We start from the raw sequence: 17,994 nt of genomic DNA, 5'->3' as shown, positions 1-17,994 counted from the left end.
GCGAGCAGCGTCATTCCACCGGCGGGCGGAATGACGCTGGCGATCAGGACGAAGGGAGGGCGGCTTGCTGCGCCCAGCCGGACGTCCAAAGGTCCCGCAAGCGGTCGCCTTCGCCCTTGAAGTAGTCTTCGGCGGCAGCGCAATGCTCGACGCGGTCGCTGCGGAAGTTGCGGATCGCCTGGCGCAGCTCGCACCAGGCGACGATATTGGCGGTCTGCGAGTAGTAGATCAGTGCGATCGGCCGCACCGTGCGCTCGGTGCCGCGGCCGAGCTCGTCGCGATAATCGAGCGCGAGCTTCTGCTCATCGCGGATCGCGCGGCGGACAAGCCCCAGATCAAAGCCGGCTGGGGACTGGGCGGCCGATCCCCAGGCATAGAGCGCCTTGCCCTCCATCGCCTGGCGCAAGGGAGCAGGCACGGCGCCGGCAATCTTCTGGTTGACGCGCCTGGCCGCCTGCTTCAGCTCGTCGTCGCCGGTGCGATCCAGGAGCGCCAGCGCCAACACGATCGCTTCCATTTCCTCGATCGAAAACATCAGCGGCGGCAGGTCGAAGCCCGGCCGCATGATATAGCCTATGCCGCGCCCGCCCTCGATCGGCACCCGCATCGCCTGAAGGGCCGCGATGTCGCGGTAGATCGAGCGCACGGTCACCTCGAGCGTCTCGGCCATGGTAGCCGCGGTCATCGGCCTGCCGGCCAGCCGCAGGATCTGGATGATCTCAAAAAGCCGTGAGGCCTTGCGCATTTTTAGCCCTCGTCGTCAACGCTACTGACAATACACTGTCAGTTGGAGTCTCGTATAGAGCCGCCTATCGAATTGAAAATCAACAAGGTCTGCAAATCAGGCCTTGGTTTGGAGGGCGGCAAACTGACATGACTTATAGCGAAAACCTCTGGCTCTACTTCACCCTTCTCTTCGGCATTATCATCGTACCGGGTATGGATATGCTCTTCGTGCTCGCCAACGCGCTGACCGGCGGCCGGCGCACCGGCATGGCCGCGACGGCCGGCATCATGGCCGGAGGCGCTGTGCATTCGCTCTACGGTGCGATTGGCGTCGGCATCCTGGCGAGCCTGTTGCCGACGCTGTTCAACCCGCTGCTCTTTGCGGGCGCGGCCTATATGGCGTGGATCGGCTATACGCTGGTCCGCAGTTCCATCACCGTGCACGCGGTCGATGCCGATGGCGCCAGCTCCCGTTGGCGGGCCTTTCACCAGGGCGCGGTCACCTGCCTCATCAATCCCAAGGCCTATCTCTTCATGCTGGCGGTCTATCCGCAATTCCTGAAGCCGATCTACGGTCCGATCTGGGTGCAGGGCATCGTCATGGGGCTGATGACCATGGCCACGCAGGCCGCGATCTATGGCACCGTGGCCTTCACCGCCGCGCGAAGCCGGACGATGCTGATCTCCAACCCGCAGGCAACGATCCTCGTCGGGCGCGTTGCAGGCGGCTTGCTGATGCTCGTTTCGCTTCTTACCGCCTGGCACGGCTTGCGCACGCCGGTATGAACCGGAGGGCCGCAAGCCCGTCGGATTGCTGAAATGCGTGCGATATCACCCACTTGTTACTGCGTGCCTGAGATAAATTTGTCATCATGCCGGGGTTAGAACGAAGCGCCGGGCTTCGAAGATCTCGGTATCGAAGAGGAGTGGAGACATGAGACTGAAAGCAATCGCCGCGGCAGTTCTCGTCGCCGGCATGGGGGGGGCCTCGGTCTTTGCTGCAGGGGAAGGAACGCATGATGCGCGCGTTGCATTGATGAAGAAGGTCGGCGGCGCCGCCGGCGCGCTCGCCGCGATCGCCAAGGGCGAGAAGCCCTATGATGCCGAAGCCATCAAGGCGGCGCTGACGACGATCTCAGAAACCGCCAAGATCTTCCCCGATCAGTTCAAGCCGGGCACGGACACCAGTGAGAAGGACCCTGAGGCGAGCCCGAAAATCTGGGAAAACATGGATGACTTCAAGGCACGTGCGGCAAAGCTTGGCACCGACGCCGGCACGCTTCTGGCGCAGCTTCCCGCCGATGCGGCTGGAGTCGGCGCCAGTTTGAAGGTGCTCGGCGCAAACTGTGGCGGCTGTCATCAGATCTACCGCATAAAGAAGGAATAGCGATCCTCGTCCTCTTGCCTGCGATCCGCTGCGGTCTTGCCGGCCCAGCGGATCGCTTTATGTCTAAGCGTTGGATCGGCAATGGGAGAGCGGTGCATGGTTCGCAGGTTTGTCCGGTTTGTGCTCTGCGTCGTCGGTGTCGCAGCGATCGGCGGAGCCGCATTCTACTTCATAACCACCCCCAATCCTCTTCCCGAGAGCCATTGGGCGAACCTCGGGGCCCCAGATGTCAAAAACGGCGAGATGGTCTTCTGGGCGGGCGGTTGCGTCAGCTGTCACGCAGCACCGGGCGCGCAGGCAGATGCCAAGCTCACGCTTTCCGGTGGCCTGGCGCTGAAGAGTCCGTTCGGGACATTTCATGTTCCCAACATTTCGCCGGACGAAAAGGCCGGAATCGGCGGATGGACACTTGCCCAGTTCGGCAACGCCATGAAACGCGGTGTGGCGCCGAACGGCCAGCACCTCTATCCGTCGTTTCCCTATGGTTCCTACGCCCGCATGACCGACAAGGACGTCAACGATCTTTTCGGCTATCTCAAGACGTTGCCGAAGAGCGCCAACGTTGCTCCGCCGCACGAGCTGCCGTTTCCGTTCAACATGAGGCTTGCGCTCGGCGGCTGGAAATTTCTCTATTTCAACGACCAGCCGCGCGTCGTGCTTGCCAATACCGACGACAGGCTGAAGCGCGGGCAGTATCTGGCCGAGGGACCCGGCCATTGCGGCGAGTGCCATACGCCTCGCGGGGCGCTGGGCGGCTTCACGGCCGGCATGTGGCTCGCTGGCGCCCCCAATCCGGAGGGCCGGGGTCGGATACCCAACATTACGCCGGGGTCGAAAACGGTCGGTACGTGGAGCGAAGGCGATATTGCGACCTATCTGGAAACCGGCTTCACGCCGGATTTCGATTCCGCCGGCGGCGCGATGACGGAGGTGCAGCAGAATCTCTCCCACCTTCCCAAGCCTGACCTGGAGGCGATCGCTGCCTATCTGAAGGCCGTACCGAGCCGCTGACGCCAACGGATCGCAAAATTGGGAACCGTTGCAACGAAAAGTCGCGTCTGATGATGGCGGTCGGCTTCGGGGTCTCCAAGTCTGGGTGCCGAGCCCTGCCGGCTGTGATCAGGCGGCCTTCGGCTGGTGTTCCGCACCGAACATCAGCACATATTGGTCGAGTTCGTCGCCGCCAAACCCCAGAGCCCGGTAGATCTCGGCCGCAAATGTCACCGGCGCCGATCCGGCCGCGGTGATGATCTTGCCACCGCGCACCGCGTAGGGGCCATCCTTGTAGTGCGCCTTGCCGGAATAGCCCGGCGTCCCGGCGATGAAATCGGCTGCATTGCTGGTGTGCGCGGCCCTGTTCAGCACCCCCGCTTTGGCAAGCGCCAGTGTCGCGCCGCAGATTGCGCCGACAATCTTGCCATGCTCGAGAAAGTCTTCGATGACAGGCCCGAGATCAGGCGACTTTTCCGTTTCCCAGATGGTGCCGCCGCAAAGGATGAGTGCGTCGAAGGCATGCGCATGCAGGGTTTCCAGCGCCATATCGGGCGATACGCGCAGGCCGCCCATCGAGCGCACTTCCGCGCCTTCAGGCGTTGCCGTCACCACGTCGAAGTTGAAATAGGTGCGCGCCGATGCCGTCAGCGGCGCCACTTCCCAATCGGCGAATCCGTCCGTGAGCACGATAGCAAGTCGCGTCATATTTCTCTCCCTGGCCAACACGTGAACGACAGGCGAGCTGTTACGCCAAAGCCTGCATATAGCGCATGCCGGTGACCGGGCGAGGGACGAAGTCCATGTTCTCGTAGAAACGATGTGCCTGGACGTTGCCGGTCGCGGCGCTGACCGAGAGGTAGCCGCAGCCGGCATTGCGGGCGGTATCGCGGGCCCGGTTGACGAGATGTTGGCCGACGCCGTGGCCGCGATGGCCGTCGCGGACGAAGAGATGATGCAGATCCATGCCCCGCGCGCCCTCCTGCGCCCTGTAGAGAGGGACCAGAATGGCGTAGCCGATCAGGCCCTCGTCCGTCTCGGCGACAAGCGCCGATATCCAGGGCAGGGGACCGAACAGGTCACGCTCGAGCTGCTCCGGCGTGGAGGCTGCCGCGTCGCCGTGGTGCTTGGCCAGAAGCGCTATCATCTCGTTGAGTTCGGGCAGGTCGCGCGGCTTGGCGGCACGGATGTTGATCACCGGCGGGCGGATCAACGCGATTTCGGTGTCTTCGATTTCGATCATGGTCTTCGCGTCCTTATCTGGTGTTCTGCCGTCAGGACGCTGCCGATACAACAAAGCCGCCTGACGGCGGCTTGTTGACATTATGATCTGTCCAGCCGCCCCTTACAGGTACAGCCAAAAATACGTGCTGGTGATGTGCGCGTTCTTGATCATGGGCGGATACTTCGTCGCAAACGAAACGTTTGTCAAGTCGCTTGCTCTGGGCGTCCGCAACACTTCTTTCCATCCTTGAATTTATATAGTATACCCCCCTATATTATTTGAGAGAAGACGATGTCCCACACCACGCACCACAAGAAGAAGCTGATGGCGCGGGTCAACCGCCTGAAGGGCCAGATGGAGGCGGTCGAGCGGGCGCTGGAGGCCGCGCGCCCCTGCGGCGAAATTCTGCAGCTCCTGGCGTCGATCCGCGGCGCCCTGAACGGCCTGACCGGCGAGGTGCTGGACGACCATCTGCGCGAGCACGTGCTGCACGCGGCGGACGAAAGGGCCCGCGCCGAGGCCGTCGAGGAAATTTCGGAAGTGCTGCGGACCTACATCCGCTGATGCGTTACTGAGAAGGAATATGCCATGAGTGCGCAGACCGAAAGACTGGGCCACGACCATGTGTTCCTCGGTACCGACCACGATCGCAACGCGCGTCGGGTGTGGCTGGTGATTGCGCTGACCGCCGCCATGATGGTGGCGGAGATCGTGGCGGGCACCTACTACGGCTCCATGGCGCTCGTCGCCGACGGCTGGCACATGTCGACGCACGCGAGCGCCATGCTGATATCGGCCGTCGCCTATCTCTATGCCCGTCGCCAGGCACACAATCCGCGCTTCACCTTCGGCACCGGCAAGCTCGGCGATCTGGCCGGCTTTGCAAGCGCCATCATCCTTGCGTTGATCGCGCTGCTGATGGCCTGGGAGAGCGTGCTGCGCCTTGCGCATCCGGTGACGATCAGCTTTTCGCAGGCGATCGGGGTCGCCGTCGTCGGGCTGCTGGTGAATTTGGCAAGTGCATGGCTGCTCAAGGGCGAGCATCCTCATGCGCATCACCATGGCCACCACGGCCACAGCCACGCTGGCGATCATGCTCACCATCATGCCGGCAGCCACGCCCGTCACGCCTCGGACAACAGCATGCGCGCGGCCTATGTGCACGTCATCGCCGATGCCCTGACCTCCGTGCTGGCGATCGCGGCCCTTGTGCTGGGCAGCCTCTATGGCTGGCTATGGCTCGATCCCCTGATGGGCGTCGTCGGCGGTCTGATCATCGCCCAATGGTCCCGGAGCCTGATGAAGTCGGCCGGTGCCGTCCTTCTCGACACAGTGCCGACGAGCGGCGATCTTCCCGGTAAGATACGCGCTGCGATCGAGACCGATCGCGAGCATATCACCGACCTGCATGTCTGGCAGGTCGGCCCCGAACACCACGCGGCCATCGTTGCCGTGGTCACCAGCGAACCGCACGCCCCGTCGTTCTACAAGCACAAGCTCGCGGCGCTCGCCCGCCTGTCGCACGTCACGGTCGAGGTAACCCAAGAGGCGGGCTGAATGCGACGCAAGCGAGCCACAATCTCCCTCTAGCTCTGTCTCCTTTGATTCTGGCAGAGGGCTTTTCATGCATCGCTTTTCGATCCGCCGTCGGACGCTTCTTGGTTCGGCATTGCTTTATCCCGCGTTGTTCTTGCCGGGCGCCACGCGGGCCGCCGAAAGCGACGACGAGATCGATCGTCGCGTCGGCGAACTGGAAAAGCGGATTGGCGGTCGTATCGGCGTTTCGGTGATCGATACCGAGACCAACATCTCGTTCGGCCATCGCGAGACTGAGAGCTTTCCCATGTGCAGCACCTTCAAGGTTCTCGCCGCTGGCCTTGTGCTCGCGCGGGTCGACAAGGGCCAGGAGAACCTCGAGCGCCGCATCGTCTACAACAAGGACAAGCTGGTKACCTATTCGCCGGAAACCGAACAGCATGTCGGCGGCGAGGGCATGAGTGTCGGCGAGCTCTGCAAGGCTGCCATTACCCTCAGCGACAATACGGCGGGCAACCTGCTGCTGGAGAGCCTCGGCGGCCCGAAGGAGCTGACGAACTGGCTGCGCACGCTGGGCGACGGCTCCACCCGGCTCGACCGCTGGGAGACCGATCTCAACGAAGCGAAGAAAGGCGACCAGCGCGATACCACGACACCCGATTCCATGCTCGACACGCTTGGCAATCTGGCGCTCGGCTCGGTGCTCTCGGAACCTTCGCGGAATACGCTGATCGAATGGATGGTCGCAAACACCACAGGCGCAGCACGCCTGCGCGCCGGTCTTCCCGACAGCTGGAAAATCGGTGACAAGACCGGAACCGGCAACAACGGAACCGCAGCCGATATCGCCATCGCCTGGCCTCCCGGGCACGGCCCTGTGCTGGTCACGACTTATGTCGCCGAAGCCCAGGTGCCGGTCTCTGAGATCAACCCGATCTTCGCCGAAGTCGGCAGGATCGTCACCGAAATGGTCTAGACTCCCGGCCATATTACCGACGGTTTATCCCGCGACTACATTGGGGATACAAGGTAGGGATATCCGATGCCTCTGTATGTCAAGAATGACGACTTCGACAAACTCGGCGAGAGGCTTGCGGCGCTGCGAAACCAGAGCAAGACGGAAGTGGTAAGGCAAGCCCTGTCGCACGAACTGGAACGTGAGCAGGGCTTCGGTTCGCTGGTCGAGCGCGGCGTCGATTTTGGCCCTGCACTTCGGGCGCGAGCCGATCGGGCAAAGGCGGAATCGCCGACAAGGTCTTCATCGACAGCCTCTACGCGGACTGAACTACATCGACCCGGCCTGATTTTTCTGATCGGCTGCTGCGACCCGATAAAGCTTGATGTTCAATAACATACGGCGGAAATGTGAATCTCCGCCGTATCGATGTGAATCAATCTGTGAAGTCACTCAGGCCGTAACGACGCCTGCTTCGCCGTTGGTCTACTTGTCATCGACACCGGTGAGCTGCTTCTTGATCTCGTCGCGATCTGCTTTTCGATCGCCTCGCGTTCTTCCCAGGGCATGCCCTTCAGGTCGTCGTCGGTCAGGCCGAGCCGTTCCAGGATCTGGGCGCGGATGCGCTCCGCTGGCGTCGTGTCGGCAAGCTCCGTGAACGCGCTGATGACCGCATTATGTTGCGCCAGAGCGCTGTCGTCGTCGACGCTGACCGAAAGGCTGCCACTGCTCCGGTGTTGCGGCCATTCTGTTGTGCGACGGAGCGCCGTTCAGGGCAGCGTGTAGGCGATCACGTAGTCGCCCGGCTTGGTGCCGATCGAGCCATGCCCGCCGGCGACCATCACCACATACTGCTTGTTGTCACTTGTCGTGTAGGTCATCGGCGTCGCCTGGCCGCCGGCCGGCAGTCGCGCCTGCCAGAGCTGGTTGCCGTTGGTCACGTCGTAGGCGCGCAGATAGTTGTCGACCGCAGCGCCGAGGAATGCGACGCCGCCCCTGGTCAGCATCGGACCGCCGATGCCGGGCACGCCGACCTTGAAGGGCAGGGGCAGGGGCGTCATGTCGCGGACGGTGCCGTTCTTGAGTTTGTAGGCAATCTTGCCGGTGCGCAGATCGACGCCGGCGACATATCCCCATGGCGGTGCCTGGCAAGGGATGTTCAGCGGTCCGAGGAACGGTCCCAAGAAGACGCCATAGGGTGCGCCGTCGTTGCGGTTCAGGCCCTGTTCGCTGCCTTTCTCGTCCTGGCCTTTCGGCGGGATGTCGGCCGCCGGCACGAGGCGCGAGGTAAAGGCCAGATAGGTCGGCATCGCGAACATGATCTGCCGCTCGGGATCGACCGCGACGCTGCCCCAGTTGAAGGTTCCGAAGTTGCCGGGATAGATGATCGAGCCGACAAGCGACGGCGGCGTATAGCGGCCTTCGTAGTTGTAGCGATGGAACTGGATGCGGCAGGCGAGCTGATCGAACAGCGACACGCCCCACATGTCCTTTTCCTGTAGTGGCGGCGGAGAGAAGGTGAGATCGGAGATCGGCTGGGTCGGCGATGCGCGATCCTCGGGGATTGCGCCGCCGGGGGCAGGGATCTCCTTGAAGGGAATGATCGCCTCGCCGGTGCGGCGGTCGAGCACGTAGATATCGCCCTGCTTGGTGGATCCGACGAGTACCGGAACGACCGTGCCGTCGGTCTTCTTCATGTCGAAGAGCACCGGCTGGGCCGGGACGTCCATGTCCCAGAGGTCGTGGTGCACGAACTGCTGCACCCATTTCAGCTGCCCGGTATTGATGTCGAGCGCGACGATCGACGAGGAAAACTTCTCGACATTCTCGCTGCGGCCCATGCCGAGCTGGTCGGGCACCTGGTTGCCGAGCGGCACGTAGATCATGCCGAGCCCGTCGTCGACGCTGAGGACGGACCAGCTGTTCGGCGAGTTCGTCGTATAGGTCTGACCCTCGGGGAGCGGCGTCGTGACATCGGGATTGCCCGAATCCCAGTTCCAGATCAGGTCGCCGGTATTGATGTCAAAGGCGCGGATCACGCCGGACTGTTCGTGCGTCGAGTAGTTGTCGTTGACGGCGCCGCCGACGATCAGCTTGCCGGCGACCGCGACCGGCGGAGAGGTGGAATAGTAATAGCCGGCCGGATTGTATTTCATCCCCTTTTCGAGGTGCAGCACGCTCTGGTCGGCAAAGCTCGTGCAGGCCTTCCCGTCCATAGCATCGAGTGCGATCAGGCGGGCATCCGATGTTGGGAGATAGATGCGGTCCACGCAGGGCGCGCCGCCGGCAGCCGCCGTGTCATGGTAATAGGTCACGCCGCGGCAGGTTTGGTGCTGCCGGTCCGGGTTCATGCCGGAGTTGGAGTCGTATTTCCATTTTTCCTTGCCGGTCGCGGCGTCGAGAGCGATCGCCCAGTTGTGCGGCGTGCAGAGATAGAGCGTATCGCCGATCTTGAGCGGCGTTACCTGGTAGGTGGTCTCGCCGACGTCGTCAGGCCGTTTCACGTCTCCGGTCTGGTAGCGCCACGCCTCCTTCAGATCCTTGACGTTGCTGACATTGATCTGTTCGAGCGGCGAATAGCGCTGGCCAAAGGGCGTGCGGCCGTATTGATGCCACTCGCCGTCGGTCACGGTTCCACCGAAGGTCGGCGTGCCCGTGACCTCGGTCGGCAGGCTGCCGGTCTGGTCGTGCGGCGTGGTTGTCATCGAGAACCCAGCCAACACGATCGCGATCAGGACCGATATGGCAAGCGGCCACGGGTTTGCGCCGTAGGAAGTGCCGGTCGGGCTCAGGAAGCCGAGAGGCCGGCGGATCCAGGGTGTCAGCAGCCAGAGGCCGAGCAGAATGATCAGGCCGCCGCGGGGCCCGAGTTGCCACCAGTCGAACCCGACCTCTCTGATCGCCCAGACAAGGGCGGAGATAACAAGCACGGCATAGAACCATAAGGCCGAGGCTTTTCGCATCAGCAGCAGGATGGCCGTCAGCAGGAACATGACGCCGGCGAAAAGATAGAAGAAGCTGCCACCGAGCATCACGAGCCAAAGCCCGCCGCCGCACAGCGCCAATCCGATGAGCATGAAAACCAACGAGGTAATGACGATCGCCATTATGGATTTCTCCGGGCTCGGGAAGCAATTGCGAAAGCTCGCGAAATGCGGCGAAGAGTTGCCGTCGGCAGCATTCTCAACCACATAGAGCGACTTTTCTGCCTTTCAACTGCCACATTTGCCGCAGGTCGGCTCGGCCGAATGATCACCTCATTCCTATGTTCGTCGTTTGCCAAATGGCGGCTCGGCCAAGAGATCTCCCTCACCCCTGTGCTTGTCAAAGGGATCCAGCAGCGCCATGTCCATGGCGCGGGAGTCCACTTCAACCGGTTTCGGCGGACATGCGTCGGCTGGATTCCGGCGACGGGCGCAGGAATGAGCGAGCACCTAGAATTCAGGTGCCGCAGAAAGTCTGCAGCACGCGCTCGTCCGGCTTCGGCGGCTCCATGTAGGCGGCAAGGGCCGGCTGCTCTTCGTAGGGTCTGGAGAGCACCGTCAGCAGGGCTTCGAAGAGTGAGAAATCGGCGTGTTCCACCGCCGCTGCAATGGCCTGTTCGATCCGGTGGTTGCGCGGGATGAAGGCCGGATTGGCGCTCGCCATGTTGGCGGCGCGTTCGGCCGCGGGCCGCGTCTCGACCGACAGCCGCTCGCGCCAGCGCACAAGCCATTCGCTCGCCGCCGCCGGCTCACGGAAGGTTCCGAGGAAGGCCGGTTCTGCGTTCTCTTCGGCGGCAAGATGGGAGAGGCGCCGGAAGGTCAGCGTAAAGTCGGCCTGCTGCGCCTGCATCAGCGCCAGCAGCGACTGGACGAGATCGAGATCGCTGTCCTCCACGGACGAAAGCCCGATCTTCTCCCGCATCCCGCGCAGCCAATGGATCTGGAAGCGCTCGCCGTAATCCTTGAGCACGACATTCGCCGCCTCCAGCGCTTTCTCGGTATCGTCCCCGAACAGCGGCAGCAGCGTTTCGCCGAGCCGAGCCAGGTTCCATTGCCCGATGCCGGGCTGGTTGGCGTAGGCATAGCGGCCGCGCTGGTCGATCGAGGAGAAGACGGCCGCCGGGTCGTAGGTGTCCAAAAAGGCGCAGGGGCCAAAATCGATCGTCTCGCCTGAAATCGTCATGTTGTCGGTGTTCATGACGCCGTGGATGAAGCCGATATGCAGCCATCTGGCGATCAGCGCCGCCTGCCTCTCGCACACCGCCTCAAACAGGCCGAGACAGGGATTTGCGGTCTCTTTCAGGTCCGGATAGTGCCGGTCGATGACATAGTCGGCGAGTGCCTTGACGCCATCGGCATCGTCGCGCGCGGCAAAGAACTGGAACGTGCCGACGCGGATATGGCTGGCGGCAACGCGCGTGAACACGGCCCCGGGCAGCACGTCCTCGCGATAGACCGGCTGGCCGGTGGAAACGGCCGCCAACGCCCGCGTCGCCGGCACGCCGAGGGCATGCATCGCCTCGCTGACGATATATTCCCGAAGAACCGGCCCGACTGCAGCCCGACCATCGCCGTTGCGGGAAAACGGTGTCCGTCCGGCGCCTTTCAGCTGGATGTCGCGGCGCTGGCCATGTCGGTCGATCACTTCGCCGAGCAGGATCGCCCGCCCGTCGCCGAGCTGCGGCACGAAGCCGCCGAACTGGTGCCCGGCATAGGCCATCGCCAGCGGATCGGCGCCCTCGGGAACGAGGTTGCCGGAAAAGATTGCCGCGCCGTCGCGTTTCAACGCTTCGACGTCAAGCCCGAGCTCGGCGGCAAGCGGCTCGTTCAGCTTGATCAGCCACGGCTCGGTTGCCTGAGACGGTGCCTGCCGCGCAAAGAAGTGCTGCGGCAACCGCGCGTAGCTATTGTCGAAGGCGAAAGGCCGCAAGGTCGATGCGGTATCCTGCAGGGATTGGGTCATGGCCCATAGGTAGTGCCCGGCGCCGATTGCTGCAAGCGGGCCTCAATGTGATCAAGGCCGAAGTCGAGGCCGGCACCTTCGCCTCGATCAGCGAAGTGTTGCGTGAAGCCATGCGCGTGTGGATGCGACGGGAAGAGGAACACAAGGAGCGCATCCCCGCGATCCGCGTCCGTGTGCAGGCCTCGCTGGACGATCCGCGTCCGAGTTTGACGGGTGCAGAAATTGACGAGTGGCTTGAATCTTTGCGCAATGAGCAACAATAACTGTAAAGCACTATCGCGTTCTCTTTCGCGAGATCGCCAAAGCCGATCTTCGGTCTATTTTTGACTATGTGCGCCATAGAAGCGGAAGCCGGAAAACCGCCTTCCGCTATACTAGGCGGGTGCGCGGACGCTGCGAGAAAGTTGGCGAGGCGTCGCTCGGCCTCTATGCCGTGGTCGATGGGCGTGTCGAGATTGCCAATATCGTCTCCGGCGGGCAGGACTATGAGACGCTGATGCGCGGAGATAGTTGAGCCGGCACCCATACGCTGAGCTCACACCAGACCTTCCGTAAAAGCACAACGCCGCCTCATTTGCGGGCGTATACAAAGACGCAATCCCCCTTTGGCATCACGCCATACCATATCGCGGCCATCGCTTCCGCGCCGGCCGCGCCATCGCGAGTGATCCCTGACGATGTCGGATCAGATCTATCAGGTTGCTGCCATCGGGCGCCGCCAGCCCAATTTCCGCGTGATTGCAATGATCGTTGCGAGCGCCATGTTCATGGAGCAGCTCGACGCGACGGTGCTTGCGACAGCGCTTCCCACCATGGCGCGCGATTTCGGGGTCAGTGCGCCGTCGATGAGCATCGCGCTTACCTCCTATCTGCTGAGCCTTGCGATCTTCATCCCGGCAAGCGGCCTGATCGCCGATCGTTTCGGTTCCCGCACGGTCTTCCGCTCGGCGATCGCCGTCTTCATCGCCGGTTCCGTCTTCTGCGCGCTGTCGCCCAATCTCCTCTGTCTGGTGCTGGCCCGCCTGCTGCAGGGGCTGGGCGGCGCGATGATGCTGCCGGTCGGCCGTCTCGTCCTGCTGCGCAGCGTCGATCGCAAGGACATGGTCAACGCCATGTCGTGGCTGCTGGTGCCGGCACTGATCGGCCCGATCCTCGGCCCGCCGGTCGGCGGCCTAATCGTCACCTATCTCGACTGGCGATGGATTTTCTACATCAACGTGCCGATCGGCATCATCGGCTTTGCCCTAGTTTCGATCTTCATCGCGGACTTCAAGGGCGAGGCGAGGGTTCCTTTCGATACGATTGGCTTCATTCTGTCCGGCATCGCGCTCGGCTCGCTGCTCTTCGGCTTCGAAACATCGAGCCGCCCGGGGGAGGGCGTCTTCTCGCTCTTCCTCATTGCCGTCGGCCTGCTCTTCGGCATCGCCTATCTCAGCCACGCGCGGCGCCACCCGTCGCCGATCATGGACTTTTCGCTGATGAAGGTGCCGAGCTTCGGTACGTCGGTCATCGCCGGCTCCCTGACGCGCATTACGCAGGGCGCGCAGCCGTTTCTGCTGCCCTTGTATTTCCAGCTCGGCTTCGGGCTGTCGGCTGCCAAGGCCGGCCAGTTGGTCACGGCGGCTGCGATCGGCTCCATGGCCATGAAGGCCTTTGCGCCGCGAGTGCTGCGCCGCTTCGGTTTCCGCAACGCGCTGATCGCGAATGGCGTGATTGCAACCTTCGGCTATGCACTCTGCGCCGCCTTCCGTCCCGACTGGCCGCTGACGCTGATCTTCGCGGTCCTGGTCATGTGCGGCTTCTTCATGTCGTTCCAGTTCACGGCCTACAACACCGTCGCATATGACGAGATCGACCGCGACCGCATGAGTTCGGCCACCAGCTTCTATACGACCTTCCAGCAGTTGATGCTGTCGCTCGGCATCTGCGTCGGCGCGCTTGCGCTGCACGCGTCGATGTCGTTCAACGGCAGCGAAACGCCGCAACTCCATGATTTTTCAGCGGCCTTCCTCTTCGTGACCGCGATTTCGATCACCGCGACCTTCTGGAATCTGCGCTTCTCGCGCAACGCCGGCTCCGACATCAGCGGCCATGCAGTCGACAAGCCCACGTACGACGGGCACTGAGATCGTCAGGCCCGGGCGAACGCCGGCATGCATGCCTCGCAGATAGCCGCGACGTGCCTGTGGTCGGTGCCGCAGCAGCCGCCGACGATCCGCACCTGCGGCATCTTCTGCACCAGTTGGCGGTATAGCCGCGCCAGATCGGCCGGATCGCCGACATCCAGCGTTTCGCTCCCGTCGAGCTCGGCATGGCTCATCCGCGAGGCATTGGCGCGCAAGCCACGGATCCGTTTCGTCCAGTTGCTGGGGTGGTCCAGCGCACCCTCGAAATGGGTCGGATGCGCACAGTTGATCATGTAGTAGGCCGGCGATCCGCCGGTGGCAGCATCCGTGGTTTCGATCGCATCCTGTATGCTCCTCCCGGTCACCAGCCTGCCGTCGGTCTCGACGGTGAACGAGATCGCGCAGGGCATGTCCCTTGCTGCGGCTGCGCGCGCCACGCCGATCGCCTCGTTGATACTGGTCAGGGTGAACGCCGTCACCATGTCGGCGTCGCTCTCCGCGAAACTGCCGATCTGGACGCTGTGATAGTCCTCGGCATCCGCTGCGTTCATGGTGCCCGACTTGTAGCCGTCGCCGCGCGGCCCGATCGTGCCGCTGATCACGATCGGCCGGCCGGGTAGCTCGTACCTCGCGCGCAATCCTGCCAGCAGGCCGACGCTCGCAACGTTTGCCGCGTGCAGTGCCTCGGGCGTGTAGCCGAGCTTCTCGGCCCAGTCCGGATTGGCGCGCCAGGTCGGGGTGTCAAGGATGAAGCCGGCCGCATGCTTGCGGGCGATGTCGAGGTAGCGGCGATAGTAGGCCTGCAGGCGATCGCGGCCTTCTTTCGACGCCAGCATCACGAAGGACGCGAAATGCGGCAGCTGCAAGCGGTCGTGAAAAATGAAAGTCGTCTCCATGCCTCCGTCGGTCACGAAGAGGCCGCCATCCAGCTGAGGCAAGCTGTGTCGGTAGATCGTCATCGTCGTCCCCCCGGTGTTGGGCGAAAAGAGAATGCGATGCAGAAAGTGATTAACAAGTATGTTCTAAAATTGACGGCTTGCAACGGTTCCAGGAGGTCCCTGCGCGTCTTCCATCGTCGCAGCCATTTCGGCGAGCTTGCGGACCGTGTTGAAGTTCCGGGCGGTTCCCGATTTGATCGCCGGCAGCTTGAGTTTCGACTTGCCGGAGCCGGCCGGGAAATGCACGTAGATCTCCCGCCCGGCGACAAAGGCTTCCTCGCCATCAGGTGCGACCATCTTGGAGAGCGCGTTCTCGGGCGCTTCCGCAGGCAAAAAACTGACGAGCAGGTAATTCGGCTTGGCGTCAGGGAATGGCACATTTGCCACGATCGCGTCGAGTTGCCTGCGGCTGCGCAACATCACACCCGGCTTTTTGCCGAGCGCCTTGCCCAGGGCTTCGTCCAGTCGCCGCCCGACAACGGCTTCCGCATCGTCGGAGCGAAACAGCACGTTGCCGCTCTGGATGTAGGTCTTGACGTCGACGAAGCCGAGAGCCTCGCAGATCGACTTCAGCTCCGACATTCCAAGCTTGCCTGTGCCGCCGACATTGATAGCTCTGAGAAGCGCGATATGGACGGGCATTCTCTCCTCCTATTGCATGCGTCTTCCCGGGGCAACGAGCCGACGCGCGCAGTCTAGAGCAGCATCCACAGTCCCCTCATCCGGTTGCCGCCACCTCTCCCCGAGGCGAGAAGGGAACCAGCCGCAAGGCTCGCCAGCAGTCCCTTCTCCCCATCGGGGAGAAGGCGCCCGAAGGGCGGATGAGGGGGGTGAGGAGCGGACGCGACGAACGTCCTGAACGCCAGCCGGAGGCCCACTCCCGCCGCCTTACACCTTGCCGGCAACCTTGATCGCAAACGCATACTCGAAGGCGATCTCTTCCAGCCGCTGGAAGCGGCCGGATGCGCCGCCGTGGCCGGCGTCCATGTTGGTCTTCAGCAGGATCGGTGCTTCGCCGGTGGTCTTCTCGCGGAGCTTGGCCACCCACTTCGCCGGTTCCCAATAGGTGACGCGCGGGTCGGTCAGGCCGCCGAGCGCCAGGATCGGCGGGTAGGGCTTGTTGCCCACGTTATCGTAGGGCGAGTAGGCTGCGATCTGCTCGTATTCTTCGCTGCTGTCTATCGGGTTGCCCCATTCCGGCCATTCCGGCGGCGTCAGCGGCAGGGTGTCGTCGAGCATGGTGTTCAGCACATCCACGAAGGGAACGGCGGCGATGACGCCGGCGAACTTCTCCGGCGCCATGTTGGAGATGGCGCCCATCAGCATGCCGCCGGCCGAGCCGCCCTCGGCGATGATGTTGGCGTAGGAGGTGAACTTCTCCTGATTCAGATAGTCAGCCGCTGCGATGAAATCCTTGAAGGTATTGGTCTTTTTCTCCATCTTCCCGTCTTCGTACCAGGCAAAGCCCTTGTCCTTGCCGCCCCGGATATGGGCGATGGCATAGACGAAGCCGCGGTCGACGAGCGACAGGCAATTGGTGTTGAAGCCGGCCGGAATGGTGACGCCATAGGCGCCGTAGCCGTAGAGCAGGCAGGGCGCCGAACCGTCGAGCGGTGTATCCCTGCGATAGAGCAGGGTGACAGGCACCTCGACGCCGTCCCAACCGGGCGCAAACACGCGGCGGGTGATGTAGTCGTCGGGATTGTGGCCCGAGGGCACTTCCTGCGTCTTCAGCAGGGTACGCTCGCGCGTCACCATGTTGTAGTCGTAGAGCTGCGAGGGCGTCGTCATCGAGGAGTAGGAGAAGCGGATGACGTCGCTGTCGTATTCGGCGGCGCCCTGCAGCCCGAGCGAATAGGCCTCCTCGGCAAAGGCGATCGCATGTTCCCCGCCGGTCTTGCGATCGCGGATCATGATCTGCGGCAGGCCGTCCTTGCGCTCCAGCCAGAGCAGGTGGCGGGCATAGGCCATATGGCTGATCACGAGCGTGCCGGGCTTGTGCGGCACCACCTCGCGCCAGTTTTCCTTGCCCGGATTTTCAACCGGCGCTTCCACGATCTTGAAATCCTTGGCGCCGCCGTCGTTGGTAAGGATGTAGAACACATCGCCGCCCTCGGTCAGCGAGTACTCGATGCCTTCCTCGCGCACCGCGACAAGCTTTGGCTCGGCCGTCAGGTCCTTGGTCGACAACAGCCGGTATTCTGACGTCTCGTGGTCGTGGATGTCGAAGTAGATGAAGTCGTTCAGCAGCGAGCCGCCGACTCCCATGAAGAAGCCCGCATCCTCTTCCTCGTAGACCAGGCGGTCTTCGGATTGCGGCGTACCGATGATGTGGTGAAATACCTTCGAGGGGCGATGGTTCTCGTCCAGTGCCGAATAGAAGAAGCTCTTGCCGTCCGGGGCCCAGGCGCCGCCGCCGCCGGTATTCTCGATGACGTCGGCCATGTCCTCGCCGGTCGCGAGGTCGCGAACCTTCAGCGTGTAGAATTCCGAACCCTTGTCGTCATAGCCCCAGATGCCGCGATTGTGATCGGTGGAATGATCGATGCCAGCCAGCCGGAAATAGGCCTTGCCGGCCGCTTCCTTGTCGCCGTCGAGAAGCAGGGTGCGCAGCGTCTCGTCCTTGACGTCGCCGTCGCGCGGAATGCGGAAATAGCGCGGCTGCTCGCCGCCGGTCACGAAGAAGGTACCGTAGGCATAGTCGCCGTCCTTCATCGGCACCGAACTGTCGTCTTCCTTGATGCGGCCGCGCATCTCGGCAAACAGCGCCTTCTGCAATGGCTTGGTGTCTTCCATCGCCGCATTCATATAGGCATTCTCGGCTTCCAGGTGCCTGCGGATCTCGGGGTCGAGGATCGACGGATCCTTGAACATCGCCTGCCAGTTGTCGGCGCGCAGCCAGGCATATTCGTCCGTGCGGGTGATGCCGTGGCGCGTGTCGGAGAGCGGCTTCTTGGGAGCTGCGGGCGGGGTCGGCAGATTTTTAAAGGCGGACAAGGAATGCTCCGGGTGGGAATTCAGCTGCGCAAGAGATAGAGGTGCGGGAGCGCCGGATCAAGCTCTGCGGCCGCTTCGTGGGCACGCTGCGCGAAATCGAAGGATTGCTCACGTTGCCTTGATGTCACCACATTGTTTAACAATGTCCGCTACCGTCGAGCGGAATT

General features: G+C 62.8%; 18 protein-coding genes. 10 read left to right on the top strand and 8 right to left on the bottom strand.

The window, feature by feature from the left end; all coding sequences use genetic code 11:
• Positions 1 to 43 precede the first annotated feature (43 nt).
• Positions 44 to 745 (bottom strand): helix-turn-helix transcriptional regulator, encoded by a 702-nt coding sequence (locus AC1DMK_RS10895; protein ID WP_477858866.1) that lies wholly within the window; start codon positions 743 to 745, stop codon positions 44 to 46.
• Between the two features lie 128 nt (positions 746 to 873).
• Between AC1DMK_RS10895 and AC1DMK_RS10890 the strand changes: the two genes are divergently transcribed.
• The 3 genes from AC1DMK_RS10890 (at position 874) to AC1DMK_RS10880 (ending at position 3,124) form a co-directional block, all read left to right on the top strand.
• Positions 874 to 1,512, top strand: a complete 639-nt coding sequence (locus tag AC1DMK_RS10890) for a LysE family translocator (RefSeq protein WP_477858864.1) — start codon at positions 874 to 876, stop codon at positions 1,510 to 1,512.
• A gap of 148 nt (positions 1,513 to 1,660) precedes the next feature.
• A complete protein-coding gene (locus AC1DMK_RS10885; protein ID WP_037062233.1) occupies positions 1,661 to 2,113 on the top strand; it encodes a cytochrome c in 453 nt (150 codons plus the stop codon).
• 96 nt (positions 2,114 to 2,209) lie between these two features.
• Positions 2,210 to 3,124, top strand: a complete 915-nt coding sequence (locus AC1DMK_RS10880) for a c-type cytochrome (protein WP_477858862.1) — start codon at positions 2,210 to 2,212, stop codon at positions 3,122 to 3,124.
• A gap of 108 nt (positions 3,125 to 3,232) precedes the next feature.
• Here AC1DMK_RS10880 and AC1DMK_RS10875 read toward each other — a convergent pair whose 3' ends face one another.
• Together AC1DMK_RS10875 and AC1DMK_RS10870 are read right to left on the bottom strand one after the other, a co-directional pair.
• Positions 3,233 to 3,811, bottom strand: a complete 579-nt coding sequence (locus AC1DMK_RS10875) for a type 1 glutamine amidotransferase family protein (RefSeq protein ID WP_477858860.1) — start codon at positions 3,809 to 3,811, stop codon at positions 3,233 to 3,235.
• Positions 3,812 to 3,851: 40 nt separating this feature from the next.
• Positions 3,852 to 4,346, bottom strand: coding sequence for an N-acetyltransferase family protein (locus tag AC1DMK_RS10870; protein ID WP_477858859.1), 495 nt, complete (start codon positions 4,344 to 4,346; stop codon positions 3,852 to 3,854).
• Between the two features lie 273 nt (positions 4,347 to 4,619).
• On the opposite strand from AC1DMK_RS10870, the gene dmeR reads away from it, so the two are divergent.
• The 4 genes from dmeR (at position 4,620) to AC1DMK_RS10850 (ending at position 7,215) form a co-directional block, all read left to right on the top strand.
• Positions 4,620 to 4,892 (top strand): Ni(II)/Co(II)-sensing transcriptional repressor DmeR, encoded by a 273-nt coding sequence (gene dmeR / locus AC1DMK_RS10865; protein WP_037062227.1) that lies wholly within the window; start codon positions 4,620 to 4,622, stop codon positions 4,890 to 4,892.
• A gap of 24 nt (positions 4,893 to 4,916) precedes the next feature.
• Positions 4,917 to 5,885 carry a CDF family Co(II)/Ni(II) efflux transporter DmeF gene (gene dmeF / locus AC1DMK_RS10860; protein ID WP_477858857.1) on the top strand — a complete coding sequence of 323 codons (969 nt, stop codon included), beginning with the start codon at positions 4,917 to 4,919 and terminating at the stop codon, positions 5,883 to 5,885.
• Positions 5,886 to 5,952: 67 nt separating this feature from the next.
• Positions 5,953 to 6,840, top strand: a complete 888-nt coding sequence (gene bla, locus AC1DMK_RS10855; protein ID WP_037062224.1) for a class A beta-lactamase — start codon at positions 5,953 to 5,955, stop codon at positions 6,838 to 6,840.
• A gap of 66 nt (positions 6,841 to 6,906) precedes the next feature.
• Entirely contained in the window at positions 6,907 to 7,215 is a 309-nt protein-coding gene (locus AC1DMK_RS10850) for a type II toxin-antitoxin system VapB family antitoxin (protein WP_477858855.1), read from the top strand.
• A 374-nt stretch (positions 7,216 to 7,589) separates the two neighbouring features.
• Here the strand turns inward: AC1DMK_RS10850 and AC1DMK_RS10845 are convergent, their stop codons facing one another.
• Both AC1DMK_RS10845 and AC1DMK_RS10840 read right to left on the bottom strand, forming a co-directional pair.
• The gene (locus AC1DMK_RS10845; protein ID WP_477858854.1) at positions 7,590 to 9,926 is read right to left on the bottom strand and encodes a glucose/quinate/shikimate family membrane-bound PQQ-dependent dehydrogenase; all 2,337 of its coding nucleotides are present in this window, start codon (positions 9,924 to 9,926) and stop codon (positions 7,590 to 7,592) included.
• A 334-nt stretch (positions 9,927 to 10,260) separates the two neighbouring features.
• Entirely contained in the window at positions 10,261 to 11,766 is a 1,506-nt protein-coding gene (locus AC1DMK_RS10840; RefSeq protein WP_477858852.1) for a protein adenylyltransferase SelO, read from the bottom strand.
• 47 nt (positions 11,767 to 11,813) lie between these two features.
• Between AC1DMK_RS10840 and AC1DMK_RS10835 the strand changes: the two genes are divergently transcribed.
• The 3 genes from AC1DMK_RS10835 to AC1DMK_RS10825 all read left to right on the top strand — a co-directional run bounded on the left by AC1DMK_RS10835 (position 11,814) and on the right by AC1DMK_RS10825 (position 13,892).
• Positions 11,814 to 12,029 (top strand): ribbon-helix-helix domain-containing protein, encoded by a 216-nt coding sequence (locus AC1DMK_RS10835; protein WP_477858851.1) that lies wholly within the window; start codon positions 11,814 to 11,816, stop codon positions 12,027 to 12,029.
• A gap of 119 nt (positions 12,030 to 12,148) precedes the next feature.
• Positions 12,149 to 12,280 carry a hypothetical protein gene (locus AC1DMK_RS10830; RefSeq protein WP_477858849.1) on the top strand — a complete coding sequence of 44 codons (132 nt, stop codon included), beginning with the start codon at positions 12,149 to 12,151 and terminating at the stop codon, positions 12,278 to 12,280.
• Between the two features lie 163 nt (positions 12,281 to 12,443).
• Entirely contained in the window at positions 12,444 to 13,892 is a 1,449-nt protein-coding gene (locus tag AC1DMK_RS10825; protein WP_477858848.1) for a DHA2 family efflux MFS transporter permease subunit, read from the top strand.
• 5 nt (positions 13,893 to 13,897) lie between these two features.
• On the opposite strand, the gene AC1DMK_RS10820 is transcribed toward AC1DMK_RS10825, so the two are convergent.
• From AC1DMK_RS10820 to AC1DMK_RS10810, 3 genes are all read right to left on the bottom strand, one after another.
• Positions 13,898 to 14,851, bottom strand: a complete 954-nt coding sequence (locus tag AC1DMK_RS10820) for a homocysteine S-methyltransferase family protein (RefSeq protein WP_477858846.1) — start codon at positions 14,849 to 14,851, stop codon at positions 13,898 to 13,900.
• A gap of 63 nt (positions 14,852 to 14,914) precedes the next feature.
• The gene (locus AC1DMK_RS10815; RefSeq protein WP_051974002.1) at positions 14,915 to 15,472 is read right to left on the bottom strand and encodes a DUF1697 domain-containing protein; all 558 of its coding nucleotides are present in this window, start codon (positions 15,470 to 15,472) and stop codon (positions 14,915 to 14,917) included.
• Positions 15,473 to 15,718: 246 nt separating this feature from the next.
• Positions 15,719 to 17,827 (bottom strand): S9 family peptidase, encoded by a 2,109-nt coding sequence (locus AC1DMK_RS10810; protein WP_477858844.1) that lies wholly within the window; start codon positions 17,825 to 17,827, stop codon positions 15,719 to 15,721.
• Positions 17,828 to 17,994 lie beyond the last annotated feature (167 nt).

This window comes from Rhizobium sp. 05L419 (assembly GCF_056397845.1).
Note: the sequence above shows the minus strand (reverse complement) of the source record. Positions and strands in the feature narration are given on the sequence as shown.

What these genes read in the sequence shown, in the direction of transcription:
- AC1DMK_RS10895 (WP_477858866.1), bottom strand. Translation starts at nt 745, where the DNA reads ATGCGCAAGGCCTCACGGCTTTTTGAGATCATCCAGATCCTGCGGCTG.
- AC1DMK_RS10890 (WP_477858864.1), top strand. Translation starts at nt 874, where the DNA reads ATGACTTATAGCGAAAACCTCTGGCTCTACTTCACCCTTCTCTTCGGC.
- AC1DMK_RS10885 (WP_037062233.1), top strand. Translation starts at nt 1,661, where the DNA reads ATGAGACTGAAAGCAATCGCCGCGGCAGTTCTCGTCGCCGGCATGGGG.
- AC1DMK_RS10880 (WP_477858862.1), top strand. Translation starts at nt 2,210, where the DNA reads ATGGTTCGCAGGTTTGTCCGGTTTGTGCTCTGCGTCGTCGGTGTCGCA.
- AC1DMK_RS10875 (WP_477858860.1), bottom strand. Translation starts at nt 3,811, where the DNA reads ATGACGCGACTTGCTATCGTGCTCACGGACGGATTCGCCGATTGGGAA.
- AC1DMK_RS10870 (WP_477858859.1), bottom strand. Translation starts at nt 4,346, where the DNA reads ATGATCGAAATCGAAGACACCGAAATCGCGTTGATCCGCCCGCCGGTG.
- dmeR (WP_037062227.1), top strand. Translation starts at nt 4,620, where the DNA reads ATGTCCCACACCACGCACCACAAGAAGAAGCTGATGGCGCGGGTCAAC.
- dmeF (WP_477858857.1), top strand. Translation starts at nt 4,917, where the DNA reads ATGAGTGCGCAGACCGAAAGACTGGGCCACGACCATGTGTTCCTCGGT.
- AC1DMK_RS10850 (WP_477858855.1), top strand. Translation starts at nt 6,907, where the DNA reads ATGCCTCTGTATGTCAAGAATGACGACTTCGACAAACTCGGCGAGAGG.
- AC1DMK_RS10845 (WP_477858854.1), bottom strand. Translation starts at nt 9,926, where the DNA reads ATGGCGATCGTCATTACCTCGTTGGTTTTCATGCTCATCGGATTGGCG.
- AC1DMK_RS10840 (WP_477858852.1), bottom strand. Translation starts at nt 11,766, where the DNA reads ATGACCCAATCCCTGCAGGATACCGCATCGACCTTGCGGCCTTTCGCC.
- AC1DMK_RS10825 (WP_477858848.1), top strand. Translation starts at nt 12,444, where the DNA reads ATGTCGGATCAGATCTATCAGGTTGCTGCCATCGGGCGCCGCCAGCCC.
- AC1DMK_RS10820 (WP_477858846.1), bottom strand. Translation starts at nt 14,851, where the DNA reads ATGACGATCTACCGACACAGCTTGCCTCAGCTGGATGGCGGCCTCTTC.
- AC1DMK_RS10815 (WP_051974002.1), bottom strand. Translation starts at nt 15,472, where the DNA reads ATGCCCGTCCATATCGCGCTTCTCAGAGCTATCAATGTCGGCGGCACA.